The sequence below is a fragment of the Aeromonas sp. BIGb0445 genome, from assembly GCF_024809075.1.
GTDB classification, from domain to species: Bacteria; Pseudomonadota; Gammaproteobacteria; order Enterobacterales; family Aeromonadaceae; genus Aeromonas; species Aeromonas rivuli.
The window spans coordinates 494,194-519,237 of sequence record NZ_JANUES010000003.1 but is presented as its reverse complement, the minus strand read 5'-3'; the positions used below and the strand labels follow the sequence as shown (position 1 = coordinate 519,237).

The window sequence follows — 25,044 nt, the reverse complement described above, 5'->3', positions numbered from 1 at the left end:
GGACATCCTCTTATGGAACTTATCTTCGTGAAGGAGCGCTTGCAGAAAACCCGCGACTGACGCTTGCAGAGGAGCGCCTCGCTACGACGCGGATCCTTCCGGGCGAGCGGCCTGCTGGCAACCCGCGACGGCATGGGCAATGAGTTCAAGGCCCGTCAGCTCGCAAGGAGGGAGCTCGGCATCACAGTGGCGAAGCGGGGTGACCCTGTCCCCCCACTTGATGAGGGCGGCCCCCCAGGTCAGGCCTGCGCCGAAGGCGGCGGTGAGCAGCCAGCTGTTGGGGGCGACTCGGCCCTGCTCCAGTGCCTCGCACAGGGCGATAGGGACTGTGGCAGCGGAGGTGTTGCCATAGTTTTCGATGTTGATCATCACCTTGTCCATGGGCGCATTCATGCGCTTGGCGAGGGTCTCTATGATGCGGATATTGGCCTGATGGGGCACCATGAGGTCGACCTGCTCCGGGCTGATATTGGCCTGGGCCAACACGGCGCCGATCGCCTCACCCATGCCACGTACCGCGCGTTTGAAGATCTCCTGACCTTCGAAGTTGAAGGTGAACAGGCCATCAATATCGGCGAAACGGATGCGATCAGTGCCAAAGTTCGGGATGTGCAGGATCTCGCGCGCCTCGCCGTCACACCCCAGCTTGTTGGCGATGAGCCCAGCTTGCTGGTGGCTTGCCTCGACCACCACGGCCCCGGCGCCATCACCAAACAAGACGGCGGTGTCCCGCTTGGCCCAGTCCAGCAGTGTGGTCAGGCGTTCGGCGCCTATCACCAGCACCTTCTTCATCATGCCGGTCTGCACCAGGGCGGTGGCCACCGAGAGGGCATAGACAAATCCCGTACAGGCGGCATTGAGGTCGAATACGGCGGCATTGTGCGCTCCCAGCGCTTGCTGCACCGCTGAGGCGCCGTTCGGTACCAGCGTCCCCGGGGTGGCGGTCGCGAGTATGATGCCATCGAGTTGGTCGGCATCGAGGCCGGCACAGGCCAGGGCGCGACGAGCGGCCAGGGTGGCGAGGGCAGAGGTGCTGACATGGGAGACTCGGCGGGCCTTGATGCCGGTGCGGGAGTGGATCCACTCATCCGATGTTGCCATGATGGTGCAGAGATCGTCATTGCTCAGCACTGCGGGGGGCAGGCATTTTCCCCAACCTGTGATATTGGCGTAATTCATGGTGTGACCACTTGTCTGAGGGCCCTCAATCGGGCGAAGCATGAGGCGAAAAGTGGCGCAATTATGGCGTAATGGCCGGGATCTGTCATCCAGTGGTCATCTTGGGGGGGCATGGGGATGAAGCGCTGCGTCGGGTTGGATTACCGGTTGCAAACTGTTGCAGGTGCTTGAGGTCGTTGGCTATTTCGGCTCGGGTTAGGGAATGACGCCGCCCTGGATTAAGATGGACTTGGCCGACAAGGAGTGCGCGCGTGACATCAAGTATGAGCCCCAATCTGAACCTGCTTCCCACCCTGAAAGTGCTGCTGGCAACCCGCAATCTCAGCCGGGCGGCGGAGCTTTTGCATCTGAGCCAACCGGCTATCAGCAAGCAGCTGAGCCAGCTTCGGGAGGAGTTTGGCGATGCGTTGCTGGTTCGGGAGGGACAACGCTGGCTGTTGACGCCAAGGGCCGAGGCCCTTGCGGTGGTGCTGGGAGAGTCGCTGGCCGGGATCGAGCGGCTCTATGCATCCCCCACCTTTGCCCCCGCCGACTGCGAGCGGGTCTTCAAGCTGGCCTCCTCGGACTACGTGGCTCAGTACATATTGCCGGATATTTGTGCCGAACTGGCCCGACAGGCGCCGGGAGCGGCGCTGGAGTACAACCTGTGGGACAAGCGTCAGTTACCCGAATTGTGGCAATCCGACCTGGATCTCGTGTCCACCATCACGGATCTGGTACCGGATCAGATCCGGGGTCTGCATCAGGGAGAGGACCAGCTGGCGGTGCTGATGGGACGCCATCACCCCCTCGCCGGGCGAGCGCTCAGCCTGGAAGATTACCTGGCCTGGCCCCACTTGCAGGTGAGTGGCGGCGGCGATAAAGACAGCCCGGTGGAGCAAGTACTGGCCCCGCAGGGGTTGACGCGGCGTTGGTTCGCCCGGGTCCCTTTTTTCCAGGCTGCCCTCGAGGTCTTGCTGCGCACCGATTGCCTGATGACGACTCCGGCACATATCGCCTGGCAGTTGAGCCAGCGCCATCAGCTCTGTTTTGTCTCACTGCCATTTCAGACAAGTTTCCAGCAGTACCACCTGATGTGGCACCAGCGTCACCATCAGGATCCGGCACATCGCTGGTTTCGCGAACTCGCTTTTCCTTTTCTGAAGGAGCATCTGCAGCGCACCATGAGGGCCAGCCGGGCCTGATCTTGGCGCCCGGTGCATCCGCCAGTTGCGGCTACCGCCCATGCATCGGGTGCTGAACTGGTGCGACCCGATCCGCTATAGCCATCGGTTATGGATTCTATTCATAACTTTCACTACTGGCATGGTGGGTATGGCGCTACCTTGACCAGCACTATGGGTTTTCGGAGTCACTGATATGGAATTGACAAGCTGGTTGGCCCTCGCTGCCATCTGCGTGATGGGCGCCATCAGCCCGGGGCCCAGTCTGGCATTGATCATCCGCAATACGGTACAGGGTGGGCAGCGGCACGGGGTGGCGACCGCGCTCGGCCATGGTCTGGGGGTCGGGATCTATGCGCTGATCACCGCCCTCGGCCTCGCCATCCTGATCACTCAGACCCCGCTGCTGTTTGATCTCATCCGCTATGGCGGCGCCGCCTTCCTCGCCTGGCTCGGCATCAAGGCGCTGCTTGCCAAACCCCAGGCCACTGGCGTCGAAGCGGGTGAGCATCAGAGCCGGGGCCGTCAGGGGGCCTTCGAAGGGTTCATGGTTGCCTTCCTCAACCCCCAGCTTGCCATCTTCTTCCTGGCGTTGTTCAGCCAGTTCGTCCACGCCGATACCGGTTGGCGGGAGGGGAGCATCATGATGCTGACCGCAGGTGGCATAGACGCGCTCTGGTATGTGCTGGTGGCCCTGCTGCTCTCCCGTGGCCCCGTGCTGGCCTGGCTCAAGGCCAAATCCTCCGTCATCGACAAACTGAGTGGCCTGGTGCTGCTGGGACTGGCGCTGAAAGTGGTGCTCTGACCCTCTGTTGAGGCTCATACCCAATGAAGCAGCTTTATCGCCCAGCCTGATGCATACAAGCCAAGACCGAACACCCCATGGGCGATGAGACTCTGGATCCGGGCAGAGGTCGGGTGCGTTGTGCGGGAGGCGGCGATGCCGGCGCCCATGCCTGGCTGCATGAGCAGGAAGGGCGCCACGACGGTACCAATGCCAATGATCAGTGCCGGGCCCAGAGTGGGAGCCTGAGTCCAGGATCCCCCCCAGATGCCAATCAGCAGTGCGGCGAAGGCGATACCTGTCAGGTAATGGGCCATCTATCGGCGACAGCTCGGCACGGGGTCATCTGTCACTGACGATCTCCCTGGCTCCTGCCTGTGCAACGAGGTCGGAGCCAGGGGGAGGATGCTTCAATGCGTTAACTATCTATCCCCTCCAGCTTGAGCAGCGCCTGCTTGATCGCCAATCCCCCCGCGTAGCCGGTCAGGCTGCCATTTTGGCCTATCACCCTATGGCAGGGCACTATGATGGAGAGCGGATTGCGGCCGTTGGCGGCGCCCACGGCGCGTACCGCCTTGGGCCTGCCGATGCGACGCGCTATCTCCCCATAGCTGCAGGTCTCGCCATAGGGAATGTCGCGCAGCGCCAGCCACACCGCTTGCTGGAACTCGGTTCCTTTGGCCGCGAGTGGCAGGGTGAACTCTTGGCGCTCCCCGGCAAAATACTCGTGAAATTCCGCCAGATAGGGGGCCAGGGCTGCGGCATCTTGCTGCCACTCATCCTGGATGGCCAGGGGGCGTTCACCTTCCAGAAAATCCACATGACACAGACCCTGCGCATTGATGGCAATGAGCAAAGGACCGCAGTCGGTGGTCAGCAGGTCGTAACGGATCATGATGTTGTCTCCGGGTTGTCAGGGGTTGCGGCGGTCGGGGCGCGCTTGGGCCGTTTCGGCCTGGGGCCACTCTCGATGCCAAGCAGTTCAGGGGCAACGCTCATGGCGTGCCATAACCAGCTGGCGGCGTAAGCGCGCCAGGGGTGCCAGGGTTGACTGCGCGTCTCCATCTCGGGAACCGGCAGCTTTTGTCCGGCGCCGAGCGCCTTTTGCAACACGAGATCCGAGGCCGGAAACGCATCCGTATCGCGACCGGTGCGCAGGCGCCAGTAAGCAATCGTCCAGGGACCTATGCCGGGAAGGGCGAGTAACGCCTCATCACAATCCCCCTCCAGCACCAGCGCGCCGCTCACCATGGCGGCGGCGACCCCTTGCAGCGTGCGAATGCGGCTGCCGGGCATGCCGATGCCATCGAGATCCAGTGCGCACAACTGTGCCGGAGTCGGCAGCGCCGCCTCGCCAAATTGTGCCTCGGTGCGAGCCACCAGCCGCCCCATGATGGTAATGGCACCCTTGACCGATACCTGCTGGCCGACGATGGCGCGCAGCAGCACCTCATAATCACTCCAGCCCGCGGGCAGTCGCACGCCAGGGCTGTGCGCCGCGAGCCGTGCCAACAGCGGATCCCGGGTCAGATGTGCGCTTATCTGTCCCAGATCTGCATCCAGATCCCACATGCGCCGCACCCTGTGCAAGATGTCCGGCAGGGCGCGCAGCGTCACACCGTTCAGCGTCACGTTCAGGCTGTGGCCCAGGCCTGGCTCGACGCGGATCCACCCCTCACTGCCCTGAACCCGGTGGCGTCGCTCGTAAAAATCCGCTCCGGCTCGCTCCAGCCCCGGGATGGCGCGCAGCCGATAAAATGCCAGCATGGCGTGCACGTCATAAGGGGGCCGGTAGGCAAGGCGCAGCGTCAAGGTCGTCTCCCCCTTGAGCTCGGGAAGGGATGGGTGAGAGGAGGCGGCCCGCTGGGTGCGCGGCGCCATGCCATAGGCGTGTTGCCAGGCATCATTGAAGCGGCGAATGCTCGTGAAACCGGCAGCGTAGGCTATCTCGGTGATCGGCAGGCGGGTATCGGCGAGCAGACGCTTCGCGAGCAGCAGACGCCGTGTCTGCTCTATCTGCATCGGCGCGGCGCCGAGATGCTGTTCGAACTGGCGGCGCAGCGTGCGCTCGGTGACGCCGAGCGCGCGCGCGAGTTGTGCCAGGGATTGTTCGGCGAGCATGCCACTATCTATCGCCCTGAGCGCGCGAGTCAGCACCTCAGGCAGCACCTGCTGTAGGCCGGGGGCAAGCTCGGGGCGACAGCGCAGACAGGGTCTTAGCCCGAACTGCTCCGCATTCGCGGCGCTCTGAAAATAACGCACGTTGCGCTCAAGCGGCGCGCGCGCCGGGCAGATGGGACGGCAATAGATGCCGGTCGACAGCACGCCGGTGAAGAAGCGGCCATCGAAACGCGCATCGTGCGCCAACCGCGCCTCCAGACACTCGGCACGACTCAAGCCGATGCGGGCCTGCTCGTGCGCCTCGGCATGATCCGTGCCCGGTGCGGTCCCCTCGCTCACCACATGGGCGGCGGTGCTGGCGGAAACGGCACGCTTCGCGGGATCTGAACTGGCCATGGGGCGGCTCCTGTGACTGTGCGGCAGCACGAATATTGCCTTGGGAATAGGGTGGCGAGGGTGGGGGATGGCCCCATCACTCGCGTTTGCTATAGGCAGAGTAAGCGGGGTCGTGGGCGGATACTAGCCAGGATCGGACAGCAATATAAAAAAACAGACGCCCGGGGGCGTCTGTGTTGGCTGGGCCTGGCTCAAGGTGGCTGGGCGCGCACATCAGCGCAGGTAGCGTTGCTCGAGGTGTTTACGCAGCCATTGCGGGTTCAGCGCCTCGCCCGTTGCCCTGGCGATCAGCTCGTCCGTGTCGAACGCGCTGCCGTGTTGCCACAGGTTTTGCTGCAACCAGCCGAACACCTCGGCGAGTCGCCCCTGGGCAACCAGGTTGCCCAGGGTTTCACCGAGGCTGCGTTCCAGCGCGAAGCGCAGCTGCGCCGCGTACATGGCGCCGAGCGTGTAGCTAGGGAAGTAGCCGAATGAGCCATCAGTCCAGTGGATGTCCTGCATGCAACCATTCTGGTAATTGTCCTTGGTCGACAGGCCGAGCCACTGCTGCATCTTCATATCCCACAACCCGGGGATGTCTGCGACCTCGATGCGACCCTCGATGAGATCGCGCTCCAGCTCGTAGCGCAGTATGACGTGCGCCGGGTAGGTCACTTCGTCCGCATCGACACGGATGAGGCCGGGTTCGACCCGCTGGTACAGTTTTTCGAGATTCGCGGGGGCGAGGGCGGCCTGAGTGCCGAAATGGTGCTGGATGCGGGGGGCGATCAGATTCAAGAACGCGGGGTCATGGCCGAGCTGCATCTCGCAAAACAGGCTCTGGCTCTCGTGGATACCCATGGATCGCGCCTCGGCGACCGGCTGACCGAGCAGATTGCGTGGCAGAGCCTGCTCATAACGGGCGTGGCCCGTCTCGTGCACTATGCCCATCAGGCTGGAGACGAACTCCTGCTCGTTGTAGCGGGTCGTGATCCGCACATCCGTCGGCACGCCGCCGCAGAACGGGTGGCTGCTGACGTCGAGGCGGCCGTGGGCGAAATCGAAGCCGAGCAGTGCCATCACCTCCTTGCCAAGTGCCTGCTGGGTGGCGATGGGGAAGGGGCCTTGCGGGGCAAGCAGCTCGTCACTCTGCTGCCGTGCGCTCACCGTCTGGATGAGGTTCGGCAGCCAGGCGCTGAGATCGCCGAAGATGCCATCGAGTCGTGCGCTCGTCATGCCCGGCTCATAGAGCGCCAGCATGGCGTCATAGGGACGGACATCAAGCGCCTCGGCGCGCAAGGAGGCCACCTCCCGCGACAGGGTCACCACCTCCTTGAGGTTGGGGGCAAAACCGGCCCAGTCGTTCTGCTTGCGCTGGCTGCGCCAGGCGTGTTCGCACTTGCTGCCGGCGAGCGACAATGCCTCGACGAGATCGCTCGGCAGCAGGCTTGCATCTTGCCAATGGCGTTTTATTTCGCGCAAGTTGGCGCCTTGCAGTTCGTCGAGCGGCTCGCCCTCGGCGGCGGCAATCCAGTCTGCTATCTGAGGCGCTGTGCGTTTGCCATGGATCAGCACCTCCAGCTCGGCCATGGCCTCGGCGCGGGCCTCATTGCCCCCCTCTGGCATGATGGCGGCCTGATCCCAGCCGCAGATGGCGCCAAGGTGTGCCAGACGGTGCAACTGCTGTTGGTGCTGTGCAAGCTTCTGATATGACATACAGGGTCCTTGTTATTGTGTTTGGGTCCTTGCTGCCCGTGGGCAGCCCCGTTCCTGGCAAGGGCGGGCGCCCTGATGCTAGCATCGCCCCGGCGCCCGGGCCAGCACCCGCCTGGTCAGTCATCGGTGTTCAGGGGTCGTTGCCTGCCGGTCATCCCTGGCTTAGCCCGCCATCGCATCGGCATGCTGGCCTGTAAGCTGTCACGCTCAGTGACGACGGATTGAGGAGGCGGCGCGCGCTCAGGGATGGCAGGTCATCGCCATCGCAACACAGGCCTGACAATGGTGCAGCCATCAGGCGGCGCGGTGCATGTCCCGCGTGGCAAAGAGGCAGCAAAACGGGCGCCTTGGCGCCCGTTTTGCTCTGGATATCATTTTATTGCGGATATTTGGGACGGGTTCAGTGGTGGGACGGCTTGGTATCTGGCTGCACCTCCTCTATCGGGGGCTGCGCCTTGTGTACCTTGTAGATGAAGTAGCCGGCATAGAAGCTGATCAGGGCCGCCGTCACCAGTATGACCAGCATGGACATCCACCCCACCGGGTGACCAAACATCAGGTTCAACCAAAAATCCATCTTATCTGCTCCTGCCATCCATCGATGACAGGCATGATAGATACCCCTTTAGAGGGCAGGAATGATCTCGATCAACTCCCATGTCGCTTATTTAATCGACGCTGACTTCTGTGATCAGACTCACGAGCATGGTTGCACCTAGCCCTGGAACCTGGCCTCGGTCAGGGCTTCAATGCGCCAACCCGCGCCTTCAAGCAGGGCCAGCAGTCCCTGGTCGCCATAGAGGTGCAGGGCGCCGACCACCACGAAACTCTCGTTTGGCAGCTTGCCCAGACGTGTGAGCCAGTTGTGGTTGCGCTTGGCGAGCAGGGTCTGTTCCAGCCACTGTTGCAACTCGGGGGGGGCCATGTCGGCCTTGAGCAGAGCAATCAGCTGGCCCTGATCGCCATCCTGCCACGCCTGGAGAATGGCGGCGAAGCTGACATCGAGTTCGGGTAGCTCGTCCAGGGTGGCACTCAGCATCAGGTCTTGATGCTCGGCCACGCTCGCGAGGTAACCGAGCTGTTCGGTGAGACTCTCCAGCCCCTGTATGGGCTTGCCGCTCTTGGCGGCCAGGGTGGTGAAGTGCTGATCGATGCCGTATTGACCGCTAAACGCCGTCTTGGCGAGGGCGCTCTGGGTCAGGGTGATGGCGGCAAACCAGGGTTGCAGCGCATCCAGGCTCCCATCCGGCAGGCCCAACTGTCTGGCCGCCACTATGGTGCGTTGATAGAGCGCAGGTTCTACCTGGCTGGCCAGGGTCTGGCCGCTCGGCAAGCGCGTCAGACTCGCCATCTGTTGCCATTCGCTGCTCGGAATATTCTGCATGTCGACCTCGACGACCAGGGCCCGACTCTGGGCCCAGGCGCGCTCTATGCTGGTCGGCAGGGGATAGATGCTCGCCTCGGCGGCATGGATGGAGCCGAGCAGCCAGAACTGCTGGTCCCCCTTGCTCAGCTGATAGAAGGCGGGTTCGGCCAGCAGCCTTGTTGGCAGCAGCAGCCAGAGGAGCAGGGGCAGTAGCAGGCGGGGGGTGGGCATGGAACTCCTTAACGGTGGGCAGTTTGCACATGATTCATGGGATGGCTTGGGTCTATGATAAGGCCTCATCACTATCAGCCAAGAGGTTTTCCCATGCCCCACCTGCGTTTTCGCGCCGTCGACATCGAGACAGTACAAGGGATCAGCACTCGGCTCGTTGCCGATCTCTGCACCCTGACCGGCGGTAAACCCGAGTTTGTCACCCTGGAGTGCCTGACCCATCCCTTCGTGCGCGACGGGGCGCAGGCGCGGGGCAACCCCTTCGTCGAGCTGGTCTGGTTTGCCCGCCCGCAGGCGCAACAAGATGAGGCGGCGGCGCTCATCACCCGCCATCTCAAGCAGGCGCTGGGGGAGCAGACCTATGTGGTGGTGCAGGTGTTGCCCATCGACAAATCAGCCTACTACAGCAACGGCGAGCATTACTGAGGGTGTCACTGTGCGGAGCCGCCCCGACTTCGGTTAACCACGGGCAATGGCCTGCTCCTGTTTACCCCAGGCTGACGGAGATCAGGCGGATTTGGCGAGCAGGGCGTCGAGCCAGCGACTCGGCAGCAGGCGGCGCAAGATGGCAAACAGCTTGGTCGGCAGCGTCACCCCGTAGCGATGGCGGGGGCGCCGGCTCCCTAGCGCATGGAGCAGGGGCGGCACGCACGCCTCACTTGGCAGGGTGAAGCGCCCGCTTGGTCCCTCTTTCTCCAACCTGGCGAGGGTCAGGCGATAATCCCCTTCATGGCGACTGCGGACCGAGCCCAGGTGATGCAAGAACGCGGCGCGGGCATTGGCGCGAAAACGGGTGTCGATAGGACCCGGCTCTATCAGGCTGACCTCGACGCCGCTGCCCCTGAGTTCGAGGCGCAGGGTGTCGGTGTAACCCTCAAGGGCAAACTTGCTGGCGTTATAGGCGCCGCGATATCTCATGGCAACCAGTCCCAGCACAGAGCTGTTTTGCACGATGCGGCCCTCGCCTGCGGCCAGCATGCTTGGCAGCACCTGGCGAATGAGATGATGCCAGCCGAACAGATTGGTCTGGAATTGCGCACGCAGGGCAGGGGTCGGCAGATCTTCGATGGCGCCGGGCTGGCCGTAGGCGCCGTTATTGAACAGGCCATAGAGGCGGCCTCCGGCCAGTTGCATCGCCTCGCGGGCGCCAGCCTCAATGCTGGCTTCATCATCGAGATCCAGCCGCACCGCCAGCAGACCTTCCCCTTGCAAACGTGTCACGTCTTCGGGGCGTCTGGCCGAGGCAATGGCCGTGAAGCCGGCAGCGCCGAGGGCCCGGGCGGCGGCCAGGCCTATGCCGCTGGAGCAGCCGGTGATCAGCACGAAACGGGACATGGCACTCTCCTTGGGAAGGGAAGGCGTCATAGTAGCGCGCAACCCCATAAAACAAAACCGGGCCAATTGGCCCGGTTTTTCTTTATGGTCAGCAGCTTACAGAATGGTAAACGGCATGATGATGTGGAACTTGACGTCATGCTCGGAGGTGAACATGTTCGGGTAGTACCAGCTGCCCTTCTCGTCTTGTTCGTTGTTGTAATCGGTGTAGTGCAGTTTGAACAGGGTGCCTTTCAGCTTGCCGTCTTGCACTGTGTACATGACGTCGAAGTTGGCGGCCCACTCTTTGCCGTCTTCATCCAGGCTCTTGTCGCCATTCTGAGCGCCCCAACCATAGGCACCGGAGACACCGACGGTCCAGCCAGGGGCGCCGACCAGGTCATCCAGGGAGCGAGTCACACCGGCAAACAGGGCGATCTCGCCGTTCTCGTTCCAGTCGGAGCGGGAATCCCACCAAATCTCGTTCGCACCCTGAGAGTTGGCATAGCCAGTGGTCAGACGGGGCAGGTAGTTACCCAGGTCACCATCAGCCTTGGTGTACAGACCCTCGGCACGGAAGCCGTAAGGACCCATGGCCCAGCTGGCGGTCAGCGCCTGTTGCCATGCCAGACCGTCGTAGTCGTCGTTGTCGGTGTTGGAGCCGTAGAACTGGTAGCTGGTGTTCAGGCCACCCAGTACGTCAAATTTGTGGGCCAGCTTGAAGTGGTAGCTGTCCATGTAGCCTTGGGATTGACCGAAGGAGCCAGTGACCGCGGTGCCGCCATCGAAGGTGTAGCGAGCGGCCAGACCGTGGATGTAGTCGATGCTGTTTTCGTCATTGAAGGCGACATCGCTGCCGGCATACATGGTCTTCTTGGAGAAACCAGCGGTTTCCTTGAACCAGGGGGCCTTGTATTCGTCGGCAATGGCGTAGGTCAGGTAGAGACCACCGAAGTTACCCTCGATCTGGCCACCACGGTAGGTACCGGGTTGATAGGACCAGTTGACGCCCAGGATACCCGGTACGTAGAGCTGAGTCAGACCACCCTTGGCGGTGATGGCACCGTCCATGAAGCGCAGTTTCAGCGCCGCGTTGGAGAGGCTGAAGCCACCCTCTGGCACGCCGTCCATCTTGTCGCCCCACTTGGTGCCGATGAAGGAGAATTCGTTCTCCTCGTTGACGCCGTTGCTCTCGTCGACAGACAGGTCATAGGCACCGAAACCACCCACATCGATACCGACCACATCCCAGGCATGGCCGGAGTTGTAGTTCAGGGAAATCTGGGAGGTGGCGTGGGCCAGGTTATCGTGGTACTTGCCGTCACCGGCGCCCTCTTTACGGACACGGTCACGCTGGAAGTAGAAGAGACCGCCGTTGAGCTTGCCCTCTTCGTAGAATTTGCTGGCAGCCGCTTTATAGGCGGGGCTGACTTCATCGGCAGCCAATGCCAAACCGGGGGAGAGCAGCGCGGCGATGACCGCAGTACTCAAGGCAGCACGCTTGAAGATCACTTTTTCCATTTTAAATTGCTCCTGATTATATGGACTTAGCTTTTTTATCCGGCGATCTGGCATCAGGCCGTCGCACGGTATTGGCATTGCAATCAAAACCCCTAAGGGCAAAAAAAGACGTTTCTCTCGCTGTTCTGCCTCGATGTCTTGGCTCATCAATCGCGAACAGTGCTTGGCTCTGTACAACTTTTATTTTTTGTGTACCGACCTTGGCGGATCGGATAAGGCAAGAGTACGTTCGCGGTGCGAAATATCAATTAAAAGTTCCCGCCAAGTTTCAAAAATATGACCGAGTGCAAATAAATGTATCATTAAGGGGGAAGTCGCTCAGGCGGCGGTATGACTGGCAAGATAACGTTTTCAGATGTAATTGTGTCGCCCCGGTGCGGTGGCAGGCGGCTTGTGCCGAACTTTGTATGTTAACCAGTATTTAACAGTTAATTTTGTGCCGCAAAAAAAGCTCGCGCGAGGCGAGCCGAATAAAATGAGCGGCGCTGGCGCCTGTGATTCAGGGCTGATGGCCGAGGATCTTGGGGATCTGCCCTGCCTGATGTTGTATGTGCCCCGAGACCTGGACCGAGAGCTGGCTGACCTGGTGGGCATGCTGGCTGATCTTGCCGATCAGTGCCGCGAAAGTGGCGAGCTTGCGCTCCTGGCTCTTGGCGTTGTCCGCTCCCTGCAGGGCGATGACGGCCGTGCTGCGCGCCATGTCCCGTACCTGCTGGGTGGTCTGGCGCAGTTGCTCGGCCTGCTGGCGTTGCTGGGCCGACTCGCGATGAATGCGGCCAAGGACTGCGGTGATCTGCTCTCCCGAGCCGGTGAGGCGCTGCAATATCTCGGTGATCTGGCCAAGGGAGCGCTGGGTGTCGCCGGAGAGGTGGCGCACCTCGTCGGCCACCACGGCAAACCCCCGGCCATGCTCCCCTGCCCGGGCCGCTTCGATGGCGGCATTGAGCGCCAGCAAGTTGGTCTGCTGGGCGATATGGCCAATCACATCGACGATGGCGGTGACGTCATCGACGGAGCGGCGCAGTTCGGTCAGGGCATCGCCACTCTCATGGATAGCCTGGCCGGTCAGTTCGGTCGCCTGCAGCATGCCTCCCACCAGTTGTTCACTGTCTGTCATCGACTGTTCGTTGTGTTGGGCATGGAGGGCGATATCCGCGGCCACCTGATGCACCTCGCTGGCGAGCAGGTTCAGTTCGTTCATCATCAGCTCCCCTTCGTCCACCGCCTGCTCAGTGGTGTGAGTGCGCTGGTGGATGTCCTGCACCTGACTGACCATGCCTTGCAAACTGAGGGAGACCGCCTCGAGCTGGCCCTCCTTGTGCGACTGTTCCTGCTGCTTGTGGGCGAGCAACCGGTTGTAGCTTGCCACTATGTCGGCCAGCTCGTTACGCTCGCGCCCCTGCCGCAAGGGCTCGGCCAGGCCGGTCTGCTCGAGCTGGATGAAGGCGGCGCGCAACCGATGCAGAGGGCCGACTATCCAGCGCCGCTGACACCAGGCGAACAGCAGCGCCGTCATGACCAGGGCGAGGGCCAGGCTGCCCAGCACGGTGGCCAGCTGGCCATTGACCTGCTGGCGTTCGGCGCCGAGGGCATCCCCCATCCGGGTCAAGGCGGCGAGCATCTTGTCGAGATCCCGATTGACCGCCTCACGGGCCGCCTCTTGCCGGGCCAGGGCCTGCTGGCTGTTGATCAGCTCCTGAGGGTAGCGACGCAGCAGGCTCTGCAACTCGTTGCGGGGTTGCTGGCCCAGATCGCGCCGCTCGGGCTCGCCCAGGGTGAACTCCTCTTCGGCGGGAGCCGCCTCGAGCAGCCCAAGCAGCGGCAGGGCGGCCAGCGCGTCGGCCTGGCGGCTCAGGCTGGCGAGCTCAAACTGCAGGGCTTCTAATTGCTGGGCACTGCCCTGGGCCATGTATTGCTGGCGCAGATGAATGAGGTGGGGCAGGGCGGCGAGCATGTCCGCGGCGCCCTGGCGATAGGCGGCCGCGCTCGGGGCATCGCTGCCCTGGCCGTAGCGCAGCAGCATCTTGGCCTGCTCGGTCAGCTCGCGTTCGGCATTTTGCAGCAAACCCTGACTGTTGCCGGAGAGCTTGCCGGCGGCGAGATAGTCGCTCGCTATCTTCTTGCCCATTAGCTCAAGCTCGGCTCTGAGGGGCATGGTTTGCGGGCTATCCAGGTGATCCAGCTGATTGAGGGCCTGGCGGCGCGCCCCTTCGGCACTGGCGAGACGCACCGGATCACCGCTGGCCAGATAGTCGCGCAGTGCCCCTTGCAGGGTGCTGGTGAGCCGCTGGGCGAGGCGATCATGCTGATGCTGGTTGGCTTCGCTCACACTGAGCTGGCGCCAGCCATAGCCGAGGGCTGCGCTGAGCACGCTGGCGAGCAAGATCAAAACCAGTGCTGCGAGGGCGGAGTAACGGGAGATATTCACCAAAAGAGTCCTGCTTGAACGACGAACGGCGTCAGCTTAAGCAGGCTTGATGGCAGTTTGATGACAAGGACTCAGGGGGTTGCGTTGGGCAGGAGTGGCTCATGTTTGGCCGGGCTGGCCTTGAGACCGAGCAGGGCGCCCCCCAGGATCAGGGTGCCGGCCAGCACGTGGCGCAGGGTCAGCTCCTCCCCATTGAGCCAGACCAGCAGCAGGGTGCTGAGCAGTGGCGTCAGGTAGGAGAGGGCCCCGATACGGCGGGGATCCCCGTCCCGCAGCGCCAGATACCAGGTGACGAAGGCTGCGCCCATGGGTCCAAGGGCCAGGCCTATGATGAGGGCCCAGTCACCGGTTGGTATGGTCGTCAGGGGCAGGGGGCCTTCCAGTTGCCAGGCCATCAGCAGGGCGAGCAGGCCTGCGGGCAGGCAGGCGGCCGCGACCATGACCGCCGGGGCGGCGGGCAGGCGCCGTGACAATACCGAATAGCCGCCCCAGATGATGGCGGCGCCCAGGGCCAGCAGATAGCCGGGCAGATAGGCATATTGCAGCTGCAGCTCGCCATTGACCATCACCAGCACACTGCCGGCCAGCCCCAGCAGCCCCGCCAGCAGGTGGTGACCCTGCAGGGGATGACCGGGCAGCAACAGCGGGGTGAACAGTATGATGAACAGCGGCCACAGATAGTTGATGAGATTGGCCTCAAGCACGGGGGCGTGGCGAAAGCTCATAAACAGCAGCAGGTGGTAGAACAGCAGCGCGGTGATGGTGACCAGCCAGGTGACGGGGCTGGCGCGCCATTGGCGCCAGAATGGCAGGGCGCCTGCGCCGCAAAACAGCAGCACCAGGCCCACCAGCACCAGAGGTGACACGCTGGTGACTCTGGAGGTGAGAGCGGCCAGAGAGGCCCACAGCAAGATGGTGAGCAGGGCAAAACCGGTGGAGCGATCGCGCAGGGGCGAACCAGACATCTTCCAATCCTTGTGAGAGAAGCCAGAGAGGGGGCCAGTCTAGCAGACGGGCCCCCTCTCTCCTATGCCTGCCGACCTGGGGTTGGGCAGGCTTTTTCATCCATTCATTCGCCGGTCTGTGATGCCAGGCGAGTTGCCCGAGCCTGACTCAAGGTTGACGCACCGGCGCCGGGCCAGGCAACCCCAGCGGCTGACGACGCACCCCCCAGATGATGAGGGCCAGCACCAGCAGCGGCAGCACGGGGTCGAACCAGGTGCCCCCCGAACCGAACAGCAGGTTGAGCAGGGCGACCCCGGTACCACCTATGGCCCAGGCGATGGTGGTCGGGATGGACCAGACGATCATCTGCTGCTTCACGTCCGAGATGCCCATCATGCGGTTCACGACCCAGAACAGGCTGTCGTTGAAGTAACCGAAGAAGAGCGAGCCCATGGTGGCGGCCTGGGCGGCGAGCAGCATGTTGACCCCGGGGATCTGCGCCAGTATGGGGGCCGAGATGGAGGCCGCCGTCACCATGGCAACCGTGCCCGAGCCCTGGATGAGCCGCACCAGGGTGGCGACGATAAAGGGGATCAGAATGGGGGAGATGGGCAGCCCCGCTATCTGTTCGGCGAGCTGGTTGCCAGCCCCGCTGTCGCGCAATACGGCCCCCAGGGCGCCACCGGCACCGGTGACCAGCAGTATGATGCCCGCGGACTGCAGACCCTCTTCGAGACGCTCGGCGGTGGCGTGACGATCCAGGTGCGGCACCAGGGTATAGACGGCCAGCAAGACGCTGATGGCCAGCGCGATGATGGGGGTACCGATGAAGCCTATTCCTTGCACCAGCGGGTTGCTGCCGAGGGATTCAAACCCCTCGAACGTGGCCAGAGTGGTCAGCATCGCCTTGCAGAAGATGAGGACGATGGGCACCAGGATCGGCAGCAGGGAGAGGGTCAGGCTGGGCAGCACTTTGCCCTCCTTCTCCTTGAGATACTGCTCATAGGTGACTTGCAGCTCGTCCTGGCTCTTGATCGCCTGCTCGCCAAACTCCGGGTACTTCTTGTCGAGCCACTGGGCGTAGAGCACGATGCCGATGACGCAGGGCACCGCCAGGCACATGCCGGTCAGCAGCATGGCGCCGATGTCGACCCCGAACAGGCCCGCTACCCCGAGCGGACCCGGTGTGGGGGGTACCGTATGGTGAGTCACCACCAGACCACCGGCCAGGGCCACCCCCAGGGTCAGCAGGGAGCGCTTGCCACTCTTGGCCAGCGCCTTGGCGACCGGGAACAGGATGACGAAGGCGGAGTCGACGAAGATGGGGATGCTGACGATATAGCCGGTGATGGCCAGCGCCCACTCTTCCCGGCGTTTGCCGAGCCACTTGATGAAGCTGTAGGCGATCTGTTCGGCCGCCCCCGACACCTCCAGCAGGCGACCCATCATGACCCCGAGGCCGATGACGATGCCGATGCTGCCGAGGGTGGAGCCAAAGCCCTGGGTGATGACGGTGAGGGTCTTGTCGATGCTCATGCCACCGGTGACCCCGGCGATGCAGGCCGCGGCCAGCATGGCGATCAGGGCGTGAACCCGGGTGCGCAGCACCAGGAAGACCAGGGCAAATACCGCGATGATGAGCCCTATGATGGGGGTAGGTATATCGATCATGATGCCTCCTGCATGTCATGGGTGATAAAGCTGTCGATGATGTCGGCGAACGTCCTGTCCGCCATGAAGCCGAGCTCGCAAGCGCGGCTATTGTCGATGCGACCGGGCCAGCTCGCGACGATGCGCTCGATGGCGGGATCCGGCGTCATGGTGACCCTGTCCCGGGCGGCTTGGCCGCCGCTGAGGGTCAGGGTGGCCAGCATCTCGTCGACGGTGACGCTGATGCCGGGCAGGTTGATGCTGCGCCAGTGCTTGGGGGCCTCCAGGGTGGCGGCGGTGAGGAAGTTGCTCACCACTGTCGCCGGGCTCGACAGCCAGAGTCGCAGGGCGGGATCGACCGGGCACTGGGTGGCTTCCCCCTGGAGTGGTTCGCGAATGATGGCGCTCACGAACGAAGACGCGGCGCGGTTCGGCTTGCCGGGGCGCACGCAGATGGTGGGCAGGCGCAGCACCAGACCATCCACATACCCCTTGCGGCTGTAGTCATTGACCAGCAGCTCCCCCATCGCCTTCTGGGCGCCGTAGGAGCTGGTGGGCGTCAGTGCTGTGCTGTCGTCCACCTGCTCGGGCAGGGTGCCGCCGTAGACCGCCAGGGAGCTGGTGAACACGAAGCGGATGCCGGGTCTGGCGTGGCGGCACGCCTCCAGCAGGGTGCGGGTGGTGTCCAGGTTCACCCGCCAGCCGAGATCGAAATCCTGCTCGGCATGGCTGCTGACGATGGCGGCCAGGTGATAGACGATCCCCGTCTCCTTGGTGATCAGGGTCTCGGCTACCCCGGGGACGGTGAGATCCCCTTGCAGGCAGCGCACCCTGGGATCGGGCAGCGGGCTCATCGGCATCTGTATGTCCACCAGCAGCAATTCGCTGAAGGGGAGAGGTCCTTGCAACAGGGCTCGGGCCAGGCGCTGGCCGAGAAAGCCGCCGCCCCCCGTGATGATGATCTGCATCTTGTTATCCTCAGACTCGTTCGTGTGTGTGTCGTTCTTGTTGTGTTATTGCGACTGCCATTGCGTCAGCCAGCCAAGGCCCGCCTGGGTGCCAGCCTTGGGGTGGTATTCGCAGCCAATCCAGTCCCGATAGCCGGCCCGTGCCAGTGCGGCGAGCAGGTGGGGATAGTGGATCTCCCCCCGATCCGGCTCGTGGCGATCCGGCACCGAGGCTATCTGGACATGGCCGATGGCCTGGCCGAGGGTGTCGATGAGCCGGGTCAGGTCTCCATCCATGATCTGGGCGTGGTAGAGATCGAGCTGGACCGCCACGTTCGGCCTGTCTATCTCCTCCACCAGCGCCAGGGCATCGAGCTGGTGGGCCAGGAAGTACCCGGGCACGTCCCGGCTGTTGAGGGGTTCTAGCAGCACCTTGATGCCGTCCGCCGCCAGGTAGTCGGCGGCGTGGCGAATGTTGTCAATCAGCGTCTGGCGATGGGCGGCCAGGGAGTGGGCCGGATCAATCAGGCCGCTCATGGCATGCACCTTTTTGCAGCCGAGCGCCAGGGCGTAGTCACGCACCCTGGGCAGCTGGGCGCGAAACTCGGCCTCACGGCCCGGGATGGCGGCCATGCCGCGCTCCCCGGCCGACCAGTCTCCGGCGGGCATGTTGAACAGTGCCTGGGTGAGGCCATGCTCGCTCAACTGGCGGGCCAGCTCGGCGGCGGGCCACTGGTAGGGGAAGAGGCACTCCACGGCCTCGAAACCGGCGGCGCGGGCCGCCGCGAAGCGCTCGATAAAGGGCAGTTCGGTGAACAGCAGGGTCAGGTTGGCGGCAAATTTGCTCATGGCTTCAGACTCCTCAATTCGGCCACTTCGGACTCGCTCAGGTAACGGATGGGCTGACCATGGAGCAACAGGGCGAGGCGAGCCGTCTCTTCCAGCTCCTCCATGTTGTTGACCGCTTCCACCAGGTTCTTGCCCATCACCACGGGGCCGTGGTTGGCGAGCAGGAAGGCGCCCGCCTCCTGGGCGCGCCGCCCCAGCTCTTCGGCGATGCGGGCATCCCCGGGTTTGTAGTAGGGGATGAGCGGCAGGCTGCCGACCCGCATCACGTAATAGGGGGTGAAGGGGCGGATCACATTGGCCGGGTTCAGCCCATCCAGGCAGGAGAGCGCGGTCAGATGGGTACAGTGCAGGTGCACCACCGCCTGGCACTCAGGGTTGTTGTGATAGAGGGCCAGGTGGAAAGCCACCTCCTTGGAGGGGCGATCCCCGTCGAGATGACGGCCATCCAGGCTCACCTTGGCCAGGCGGTCTGCCTCGAGGCGACCCAGGCAAGAGCCGGTCGGGGTGGCGATCAGGGTGCCATCCGGTAGCCGGGCCGAGAGATTGCCCGCCCCGCCCGTGGCATAGCCTCGCGCAAACAGGGAGGCCCCCAGCATGACCATGGTGTCGCGCAGTGATTGTTCAGTCATAAAAGAACTCCTGAGCGATGGAGAAGAAGCCCTCATCGCCGAAATTGCCTGACTTGAGTGCCAGGGAGAGGGGTCTGTCCGTGGCCCTGACCCAGGGCACACCCGGCGCTATCTGGGGGCCAATGTGGAAGGCGTTGATGTCGAGGGCCTGGGTGACCCGGCTCGAGGTCTCGCCACCGGCGATGATGAGGTTGCTCACCCCGGCGGCGACCAGCCGCTCGGCCAGGGCGGCGAAGCAGGCTTCCACCGCCTCGCTGGCGGCCTGAGCCCCATGTTGGCGCTGGATGTCGCCGAGGACCTCAGGGGTGGTAGTGGCGTAGATCAGGGGGGCCGGGCCTGGGCCCTGACTGAGCACCCAATCGGCCAGTCTGGCCGGGTAGGTCGGGTCCTTGAGGCACTCCTCGACCGACAGGGCCAGGCTCGGTGCCTGTTCGCGGTAGTGGGCGACCTGGCGATTGGTCATCTGGGAGCAGGAGCCGGACAAGATGGCGCAGCGACCCGGCATGGGATGGCCCGACGCCCGGGCCGTTTCTGCCTGGCCCTGGCTAAACAGCCGGGCCAGACCGATGGCGAGCCCGGATCCACCGGTGACCAGCGGCCAGTCGCTGACGGCGGCGGCGATATCCAGCAGATGTTGCTCGGTCAGGGTATCGACCACGGCGTAGCGATAGCCATCTTCCCTGAGGGTGGTCAGGGCGGCGGCAATGGCCTCGGGCCCCGCCGCTATGGTGTTGAAGGGCACCAGTCCGGTACGCCCGCGACCCTGGGCATCCATCAGTCGCAGCAGATTGCTGTCGGTCATGGGGGTGAGGGGATGGTGGCGCATGCCGGATTCTGACAGGGGCTGGGGACCGACAAAGAGGTTGCCCTGATAGACGGTGCGGCCGTTGACTGGCAGCGAAGGGCAGATCAGGGTGAAGTCAGCGCCCAGGGCATCGAGCAGCGCATCCGTCACCGGCCCTATGTTGCCCTCGTGGGTGCTGTCGAAGGTGGAGCAGTACTTCTGATAGATGCGATCGCAACCTTGTTCGCGCAGCCAGGCGAGGGCGGCGAGGGAGCGGGTCACCGCCTCTTGCGCCGGGCAGGAGCGGCTCTTGAGGCTGACTACCAGGGCGTCCGCCGCGGGCAGCTCGGCGTGGTCCGGGATTCCCGAGAGCTGCAAGGTGGCGAGGCCGTTCTCTACCAGGAAGCCGGCGATGTCGGTGGCGCCAGTGAAGTCGTCCGCGATGACCCCGAGTTTCATTGGGCGGCCTCCGGCAGTTGAATGCCCGCGTAGGCCTTGATGACGGCACTGTCGTCCTCCTGGCCGTGGCCGGCGTTACTGGCGCTGAGGAACTGATTGAGGGCGGCGCTCGCCAGAGGCAGCGGGAAATTCAGAGCCTGGCCCTGCTCGGCGACCAGCTTGAGATCCTTGACGAAGATGTCCACCGCAGAGCGGGGACTGTAGTCGCCACTCAGTACCCTTGGCATGCGATTCTCAAACATCCAGGAGTTGCCTGCCGCCTGGGTCACCACCTGATACATGAGATCCAGCGGCACCCCTGCGCGGCTCGCCAGCGCCATGGCCTCGGCGGCGACGGCGATATGTACCCCGGCCAGCAGCTGGTGGATGATCTTGACCGTGCTGCCCTGACCCGGACGCTCGCCGATGGCGAAGACATGGGCGGCTACCGCATCGAGCACGGGTTGCAGGCGATCGAAGGCGGCCTGGCTACCGGAGGCCATCACCGTCATCTCGCCAGCTTCGGCCTTGATGGCGCCGCCGGAGACCGGGGCATCCAGCACCAGCAGGTTCAGGGCGCCGAGTTCGGCGGCGATGGCCTGCGCCTCTTCGCTGGCGATGGTGGCGCTGATCATGATGGCGGTACCGGGGGTGAGGCGGCGAGCCAGCCCCTCTTCGCCGAGCAGGATGCGGCGCACCTGGGCGGCATTGACCACCAGCAGCAGCACGGCATCGAGCCGGTCTGCGATGGCATGGGCATCCGCGCCGACACTGGTGGCACCGGCGGCGGCCAGTCGTTCACGGGCCGATGAGTCGAGGTCTATGCCATGGGTGTGGAGCCCGGCCCGCAGGCAGGAGAGGGCGGCGCCCATGCCCATGGCGCCAAGGCCGATGACGGCAACCTGATAAGGGTGAGACATGCTGAGTTCCTCTATGAGACGGCGTATGGGCTCATAGTAGGGATTAACGCCGGTCAAATATCAGGCTTAACTCACATTTTTTAACTTAATTGGTGTTATTTTTTGTGATTTGGTTCGGTTGAAGCCCTGTCGATGCCGTTTTATGACGTCATGTGTGTGACTAAATGTTAATTTTGGTGACTGTGATGAAGTTTTATCATTTTTTACCATTTAGCTGGGCTAGAATGGCGGCTCAACAGGGAGGAGCCCCGATGATCCCCATAGAACGACAGCAACAGATATTGCAACTGCTGACCGAGCGCGGCGTGGTCAGCATATTGGCGCTCACCGAGCGGCTCGGCGTCTCTCACATGACGGTGCGCCGGGATATCCAGAAGCTGGAGCGACAGGGGCGGGTGCTGTCGGTCTCGGGCGGGGTCAGCCTCTCCCAGCGGATCAAGAGCGAGCCCTCCCACGCCGCCAAGCGCAGCCTGATGCAGGCGGCCAAGCTCGCCATCGCGCGCCTGGCCGCGGATCAGGTACCTGCGGGTTGCACTGTCTATCTGGATGCGGGCACCACCTCCCTGGAGCTGGCGCGGGAGCTGGCCCTGCGCGACGACCTCATGATAGTGACCAATGACTTCATGGTGTGCGCCTACCTGATCGAACATGGTCTGGGTCGCCTCTATCACACCGGTGGCATGGTGATCCGTGACAACCAGTCTTGTGCCGGGGAGGCGACCGCCCACTTCCTGCGCAATCTGCATCTGGATATTGCCTTCCTCTCCTCCTCCTCCTGGGACTTGCATGGTATCTCGACCCCCAATGAGGAGAAGGTGCCGGTCAAGCGCGCCGTGGTCGAGGCGGCCTCGACCCGCATCCTCATCTGTGATTCGTCCAAATATGGCAAGGTGGGCACCTTCAAGGTGGTGGGCTGGGAGGCGGTCGATCAGGTGATCACCGATGACAGACTGGCCCAGAATGCCCGCGATATGCTGGCCCAGCACGGGGTTCAGCTATCTCTGGTGAGCCTGGATGGGGATCCCCTGGCTCAGGCCAGCGCCTAGTGGCCCTGACGGGGTCTGAGAGAGGGCTCTGGGCGCGGCTAAGCGCCTCGGGGCGCTATCGGGCTCGTCGTCTGCGCTTCACCTGTGCTTCAAGGGAGGGTCAATAGCCGTGGTACAGGGGAGCGACAGGCTCCCCTGCTGGTACTCAGAAGAGTTCCGGAATATAGCGGAACGGATGGTCGGTGGGTTTGACCTTGCCAATCTTGCGCTTGGGCAACTTGACCGTGTCGGCGGGCAGATCCTCGTAGGGGATGTGGGCCAGCAGGTGGGAGATGATGTTGAGTCGCACCCGTTTCTTGTCCTCGGAGCGCGCCACGAACCAGGGGGCCCAGGTGGTGTCGGTGGCGGCAAACATGGCATCCCGCGCCTGGGTGTAGTCATCCCAGCGATCGAATGACTTGATGTCCATGGGGGAGAGCTTCCAGGTCTTGCGACCATCATCGATACGGTCTCGCAGCCGCCGCTCCTGCTCCTCCGGGCTCACTTCCAGCCAGTATTTCAGCAAGATGATCCCCGAATCGACCATGGACCACTCCATCTGCGGCGTGCTGGCCAGGAACTTGTCGCTCGCCTCCGGGGTGCAGAACCCCATGATCCGCTCCACCCCCGCCCTGTTGTACCAGCTGCGATCGAAGATGACGATCTCGCCGGCGGCGGGCAGATGGGGGACGTAGCGCTGGACATAGAGCTGGCTCTTCTCCCGCTCTGTGGGGGCGGGCAGGGCCACGACCCTGAACACGCGGGGACTGACCCGCTCGGTGATCGCCTTGATGGTGCCCCCCTTGCCGGCACCGTCGCGCCCCTCGAAGACGATGCACACCTTGAGCCCTTTATGCACGACCCACTGCTGCAGCTTCACCAGCTCCACGTGCAGGCGGCGTAGCTCCTTTGCGTACTCCTTGTTACCCAGTTGTTCACGGGCCGTTGTCGGCACTGATTGTTCAGCTTTGGCTTTCTTCTTGTTACCCATGATTCCCTTCTCTTGTCTGATCCCTGTGGAGGAGGGCCGCCTGCATCGACGGCCAACAGCAAGAGTGTAACTGAGTCAAGGGGTCGGTCACAGCTGGAACCGTGGATCGCCAGGATGAGCCTCCTGCTTGGCAGCCAGCCGCTCTCTGTTAACGGGGGCTGGCGCAGTGAACAAGCGCAAGGGGATCCTCGGCACGGGAAGGCGATGACGCGGGCGAGCGGGATGCCTGTCTGGTCGCGGAGCAATGGGAAGTGGCAACACAAACGCTGTGGCAAGCCGGGGCGGCCAGAGAAGGGAGCCAGGCGGCAGGGTACCGCCCGGCTGGGGTTATTTGTCGGCGCTCTTTTGAATCTTTTCGCCGACCTTTTCGACATCTTTGCCCATGCCGCTCATGGTATTGCAAGCGAACAGCAGGCCGCAGCAGAGGATAATCGTCAGGGTTTTCATCATTGTGCTCCTTGTGGAGGTTGGGGATGCCGGTCGCCTCAAGTCTAGCCGAGGGGGCGCTCAGGGGGTCAACCGCAGCAACTTGCCCGCCGCGCCGTCGGTGAGCAGGTAGAGTGCGCCATCCGGGCCCTCTTTGACGGTGCGGATCCGCTCCCCCCGCTCCCCGAGCAGGGTGCGTTCGCCGACTATGATGTCACCGGCCAGGGTCAGCTCTCGCAGTGACTGGCCGCGCAGGGCGCCGATAAACAGCTTGTCCCGCCACTGGGGGTAGTGAGCGCCCGAGTGAAATGCCATGCCCGAGGGGGCGATGGAGGGAACCCAGACCTTGAGCGGGCTCGTCAAGCCGGGGGCCGAACTGCCCTCGCCAATCTTGCCGCCGCCATACTCCTCGCCGAAGCTGACCCTGGGCCAGCCATAGTTGCGACCACCCAGAATGAGATTGACCTCATCCCCGCCCTGGGGGCCGTGCTCGTGGGTCCAGAACTGGTTGACCTCGGGCCGCCAGGCGGCTCCTTGCATGTTGCGATGGCCCAGGCTCCAGATCTCGGGCAGGGCACCCTGGGTGTGAATAAAGGGGTTATCCGGCGGCAGGCTACCGTCCCGGTTCAGGCGAATGGTCTTGCCGAGGTGATTGTCGAGGTGCTGGGCCTGACTGCGGTAATTGAAGCGATCGCCCAGGGTAATGTAGAGCAGGCCATCACTCCCCAGCACCAGGCGCGAGCCGAAGTGTGCCCCCCCTTCCACCTTGGGTCGCTGACTGAACAGAGGCTGCACCTCGACCAGCGCATTATTTTTCAGCTTGGCGCGGGATACGGCGGTACTGCTGCCCCCGGCGCCTGGCTCGCTGTAGCTGAAATAGAGCCAGCCCTGCTCATCCAGTGCCAGATCGAGCAGGCCACCCTGGCCCTGGGCTGCTATCTCGGGCAGGCCTGACACCTTCTGGCGCTGGCCATCGGCCTGGATGCGCAGCAGGCGGCCGGGTCGCTCGCTCACCAGCAGATCGCCGCCGGGCAGAAAGACCAGGCCCCAGGGGTGTACCAACCCCTTGTGCACTATCTCGACCTTGAGGGGGCTTGCCCCGGGCAGGGGAGCCAAGGTGAGGCAGAGCAGCAGACAGAGGGTAACGCGCAGCAGCATGGGAGGCCTTGGGTGAAGGGGGCATCGGCCAAGTATAGAGGGGAGGGCGCCATCTGCGCCGGGTCTGGCGTGGGGTCGTGATGG

At 63.5% G+C, this 25,044-nt stretch carries 24 protein-coding genes; 4 read left to right on the top strand and 20 right to left on the bottom strand.

From position 1 onward, the window contains the following. Nucleotides 1–81: 81 nt before the first annotated feature. Complete coding sequence (locus M2367_RS09095; protein WP_259236503.1) at nucleotides 82–1,179, bottom strand: ketoacyl-ACP synthase III; 1,098 nt, start codon at nucleotides 1,177–1,179, stop codon at nucleotides 82–84. Between the two features lie 263 nt (nucleotides 1,180–1,442). On the opposite strand from M2367_RS09095, the gene M2367_RS09090 reads away from it, so the two are divergent. After that, complete coding sequence (locus M2367_RS09090; RefSeq protein WP_259236586.1) at nucleotides 1,443–2,363, top strand: LysR family transcriptional regulator; 921 nt, start codon at nucleotides 1,443–1,445, stop codon at nucleotides 2,361–2,363. A 175-nt stretch (nucleotides 2,364–2,538) separates the two neighbouring features. Then, nucleotides 2,539–3,147 carry a LysE family translocator gene (locus tag M2367_RS09085; RefSeq protein WP_224432329.1) on the top strand — a complete coding sequence of 203 codons (609 nt, stop codon included), beginning with the start codon at nucleotides 2,539–2,541 and terminating at the stop codon, nucleotides 3,145–3,147. 14 nt (nucleotides 3,148–3,161) lie between these two features. Here M2367_RS09085 and M2367_RS09080 read toward each other — a convergent pair whose 3' ends face one another. The 6 genes from M2367_RS09080 to M2367_RS09055 form a co-directional block, all read right to left on the bottom strand. Next, nucleotides 3,162–3,443 (bottom strand): DUF2938 domain-containing protein, encoded by a 282-nt coding sequence (locus M2367_RS09080; protein ID WP_259236502.1) that lies wholly within the window; start codon nucleotides 3,441–3,443, stop codon nucleotides 3,162–3,164. A 101-nt stretch (nucleotides 3,444–3,544) separates the two neighbouring features. After that, complete coding sequence (locus M2367_RS09075) at nucleotides 3,545–4,021, bottom strand: methylated-DNA--[protein]-cysteine S-methyltransferase (protein ID WP_259236501.1); 477 nt, start codon at nucleotides 4,019–4,021, stop codon at nucleotides 3,545–3,547. After that, a complete protein-coding gene (locus tag M2367_RS09070; RefSeq protein WP_259236500.1) occupies nucleotides 4,018–5,643 on the bottom strand; it encodes an AlkA N-terminal domain-containing protein in 1,626 nt (541 codons plus the stop codon). The genes M2367_RS09075 and M2367_RS09070 overlap by 4 nt, the downstream gene beginning before the upstream one ends. A 213-nt stretch (nucleotides 5,644–5,856) precedes the next feature. Continuing rightward, complete coding sequence (locus M2367_RS09065) at nucleotides 5,857–7,338, bottom strand: carboxypeptidase M32 (RefSeq protein WP_259236499.1); 1,482 nt, start codon at nucleotides 7,336–7,338, stop codon at nucleotides 5,857–5,859. Between the two features lie 400 nt (nucleotides 7,339–7,738). Further along, nucleotides 7,739–7,915 carry a DUF3149 domain-containing protein gene (locus tag M2367_RS09060; RefSeq protein ID WP_084218167.1) on the bottom strand — a complete coding sequence of 59 codons (177 nt, stop codon included), beginning with the start codon at nucleotides 7,913–7,915 and terminating at the stop codon, nucleotides 7,739–7,741. 138 nt (nucleotides 7,916–8,053) lie between these two features. Further along, a complete protein-coding gene (locus M2367_RS09055; RefSeq protein ID WP_259236498.1) occupies nucleotides 8,054–8,935 on the bottom strand; it encodes a TraB/GumN family protein in 882 nt (293 codons plus the stop codon). Nucleotides 8,936–9,028: 93 nt separating this feature from the next. Here M2367_RS09055 and M2367_RS09050 point away from each other — a divergent pair, with 93 nt between their 5' ends. After that, nucleotides 9,029–9,361, top strand: coding sequence for a DUF1904 family protein (locus M2367_RS09050; RefSeq protein WP_042041360.1), 333 nt, complete (start codon nucleotides 9,029–9,031; stop codon nucleotides 9,359–9,361). 81 nt (nucleotides 9,362–9,442) lie between these two features. On the opposite strand, the gene M2367_RS09045 is transcribed toward M2367_RS09050, so the two are convergent. The 10 genes from M2367_RS09045 to ltnD form a co-directional block, all read right to left on the bottom strand. Next, nucleotides 9,443–10,270 (bottom strand): SDR family oxidoreductase, encoded by an 828-nt coding sequence (locus M2367_RS09045; RefSeq protein WP_224432336.1) that lies wholly within the window; start codon nucleotides 10,268–10,270, stop codon nucleotides 9,443–9,445. A 96-nt stretch (nucleotides 10,271–10,366) separates the two neighbouring features. Beyond that, nucleotides 10,367–11,770: an OprD family outer membrane porin gene (locus M2367_RS09040; protein ID WP_042041362.1), complete on the bottom strand. Its 1,404-nt coding sequence runs from the start codon at nucleotides 11,768–11,770 to the stop codon at nucleotides 10,367–10,369. Nucleotides 11,771–12,269: 499 nt separating this feature from the next. Then, complete coding sequence (locus tag M2367_RS09035; protein WP_259236497.1) at nucleotides 12,270–14,198, bottom strand: methyl-accepting chemotaxis protein; 1,929 nt, start codon at nucleotides 14,196–14,198, stop codon at nucleotides 12,270–12,272. Between the two features lie 71 nt (nucleotides 14,199–14,269). Next, the gene (locus tag M2367_RS09030) at nucleotides 14,270–15,163 is read right to left on the bottom strand and encodes a DMT family transporter (RefSeq protein ID WP_259236496.1); all 894 of its coding nucleotides are present in this window, start codon (nucleotides 15,161–15,163) and stop codon (nucleotides 14,270–14,272) included. Nucleotides 15,164–15,311: 148 nt separating this feature from the next. Further along, on the bottom strand, nucleotides 15,312–16,814 hold the full coding sequence (locus M2367_RS09025; protein WP_042041365.1) for a GntP family permease: 1,503 nt from the start codon (nucleotides 16,812–16,814) through the stop codon (nucleotides 15,312–15,314). Then, nucleotides 16,811–17,761, bottom strand: a complete 951-nt coding sequence (denD, locus tag M2367_RS09020; protein WP_259236495.1) for a D-erythronate dehydrogenase — start codon at nucleotides 17,759–17,761, stop codon at nucleotides 16,811–16,813. Before denD ends, M2367_RS09025 begins: the two co-directional genes overlap by 4 nt. Nucleotides 17,762–17,806: 45 nt before the next feature. Further along, nucleotides 17,807–18,589: a 2-oxo-tetronate isomerase gene (gene otnI, locus M2367_RS09015; protein ID WP_259236494.1), complete on the bottom strand. Its 783-nt coding sequence runs from the start codon at nucleotides 18,587–18,589 to the stop codon at nucleotides 17,807–17,809. After that, nucleotides 18,586–19,218: an aldolase gene (locus M2367_RS09010; RefSeq protein ID WP_042041370.1), complete on the bottom strand. Its 633-nt coding sequence runs from the start codon at nucleotides 19,216–19,218 to the stop codon at nucleotides 18,586–18,588. Before M2367_RS09010 ends, otnI begins: the two co-directional genes overlap by 4 nt. After that, nucleotides 19,211–20,461 carry a 3-oxo-tetronate kinase gene (otnK, locus tag M2367_RS09005; RefSeq protein ID WP_259236493.1) on the bottom strand — a complete coding sequence of 417 codons (1,251 nt, stop codon included), beginning with the start codon at nucleotides 20,459–20,461 and terminating at the stop codon, nucleotides 19,211–19,213. Before otnK ends, M2367_RS09010 begins: the two co-directional genes overlap by 8 nt. After that, nucleotides 20,458–21,360, bottom strand: coding sequence for an L-threonate dehydrogenase (gene ltnD / locus M2367_RS09000; protein WP_042041374.1), 903 nt, complete (start codon nucleotides 21,358–21,360; stop codon nucleotides 20,458–20,460). Before ltnD ends, otnK begins: the two co-directional genes overlap by 4 nt. A 251-nt stretch (nucleotides 21,361–21,611) precedes the next feature. Between ltnD and M2367_RS08995 the strand changes: the two genes are divergently transcribed. Beyond that, nucleotides 21,612–22,406, top strand: a complete 795-nt coding sequence (locus M2367_RS08995) for a DeoR/GlpR family DNA-binding transcription regulator (RefSeq protein WP_042041376.1) — start codon at nucleotides 21,612–21,614, stop codon at nucleotides 22,404–22,406. Between the two features lie 145 nt (nucleotides 22,407–22,551). Here the strand turns inward: M2367_RS08995 and ppk2 are convergent, their stop codons facing one another. From ppk2 to M2367_RS08980, 3 genes are all read right to left on the bottom strand, one after another. After that, nucleotides 22,552–23,376: a polyphosphate kinase 2 gene (gene ppk2 / locus M2367_RS08990; protein ID WP_042041379.1), complete on the bottom strand. Its 825-nt coding sequence runs from the start codon at nucleotides 23,374–23,376 to the stop codon at nucleotides 22,552–22,554. Between the two features lie 327 nt (nucleotides 23,377–23,703). Further along, a complete protein-coding gene (locus tag M2367_RS08985) occupies nucleotides 23,704–23,826 on the bottom strand; it encodes an entericidin A/B family lipoprotein (RefSeq protein WP_259236492.1) in 123 nt (40 codons plus the stop codon). A 57-nt stretch (nucleotides 23,827–23,883) separates the two neighbouring features. Next, nucleotides 23,884–24,960, bottom strand: a complete 1,077-nt coding sequence (locus tag M2367_RS08980) for a PQQ-dependent sugar dehydrogenase (RefSeq protein WP_259236491.1) — start codon at nucleotides 24,958–24,960, stop codon at nucleotides 23,884–23,886. Nucleotides 24,961–25,044 lie beyond the last annotated feature (84 nt).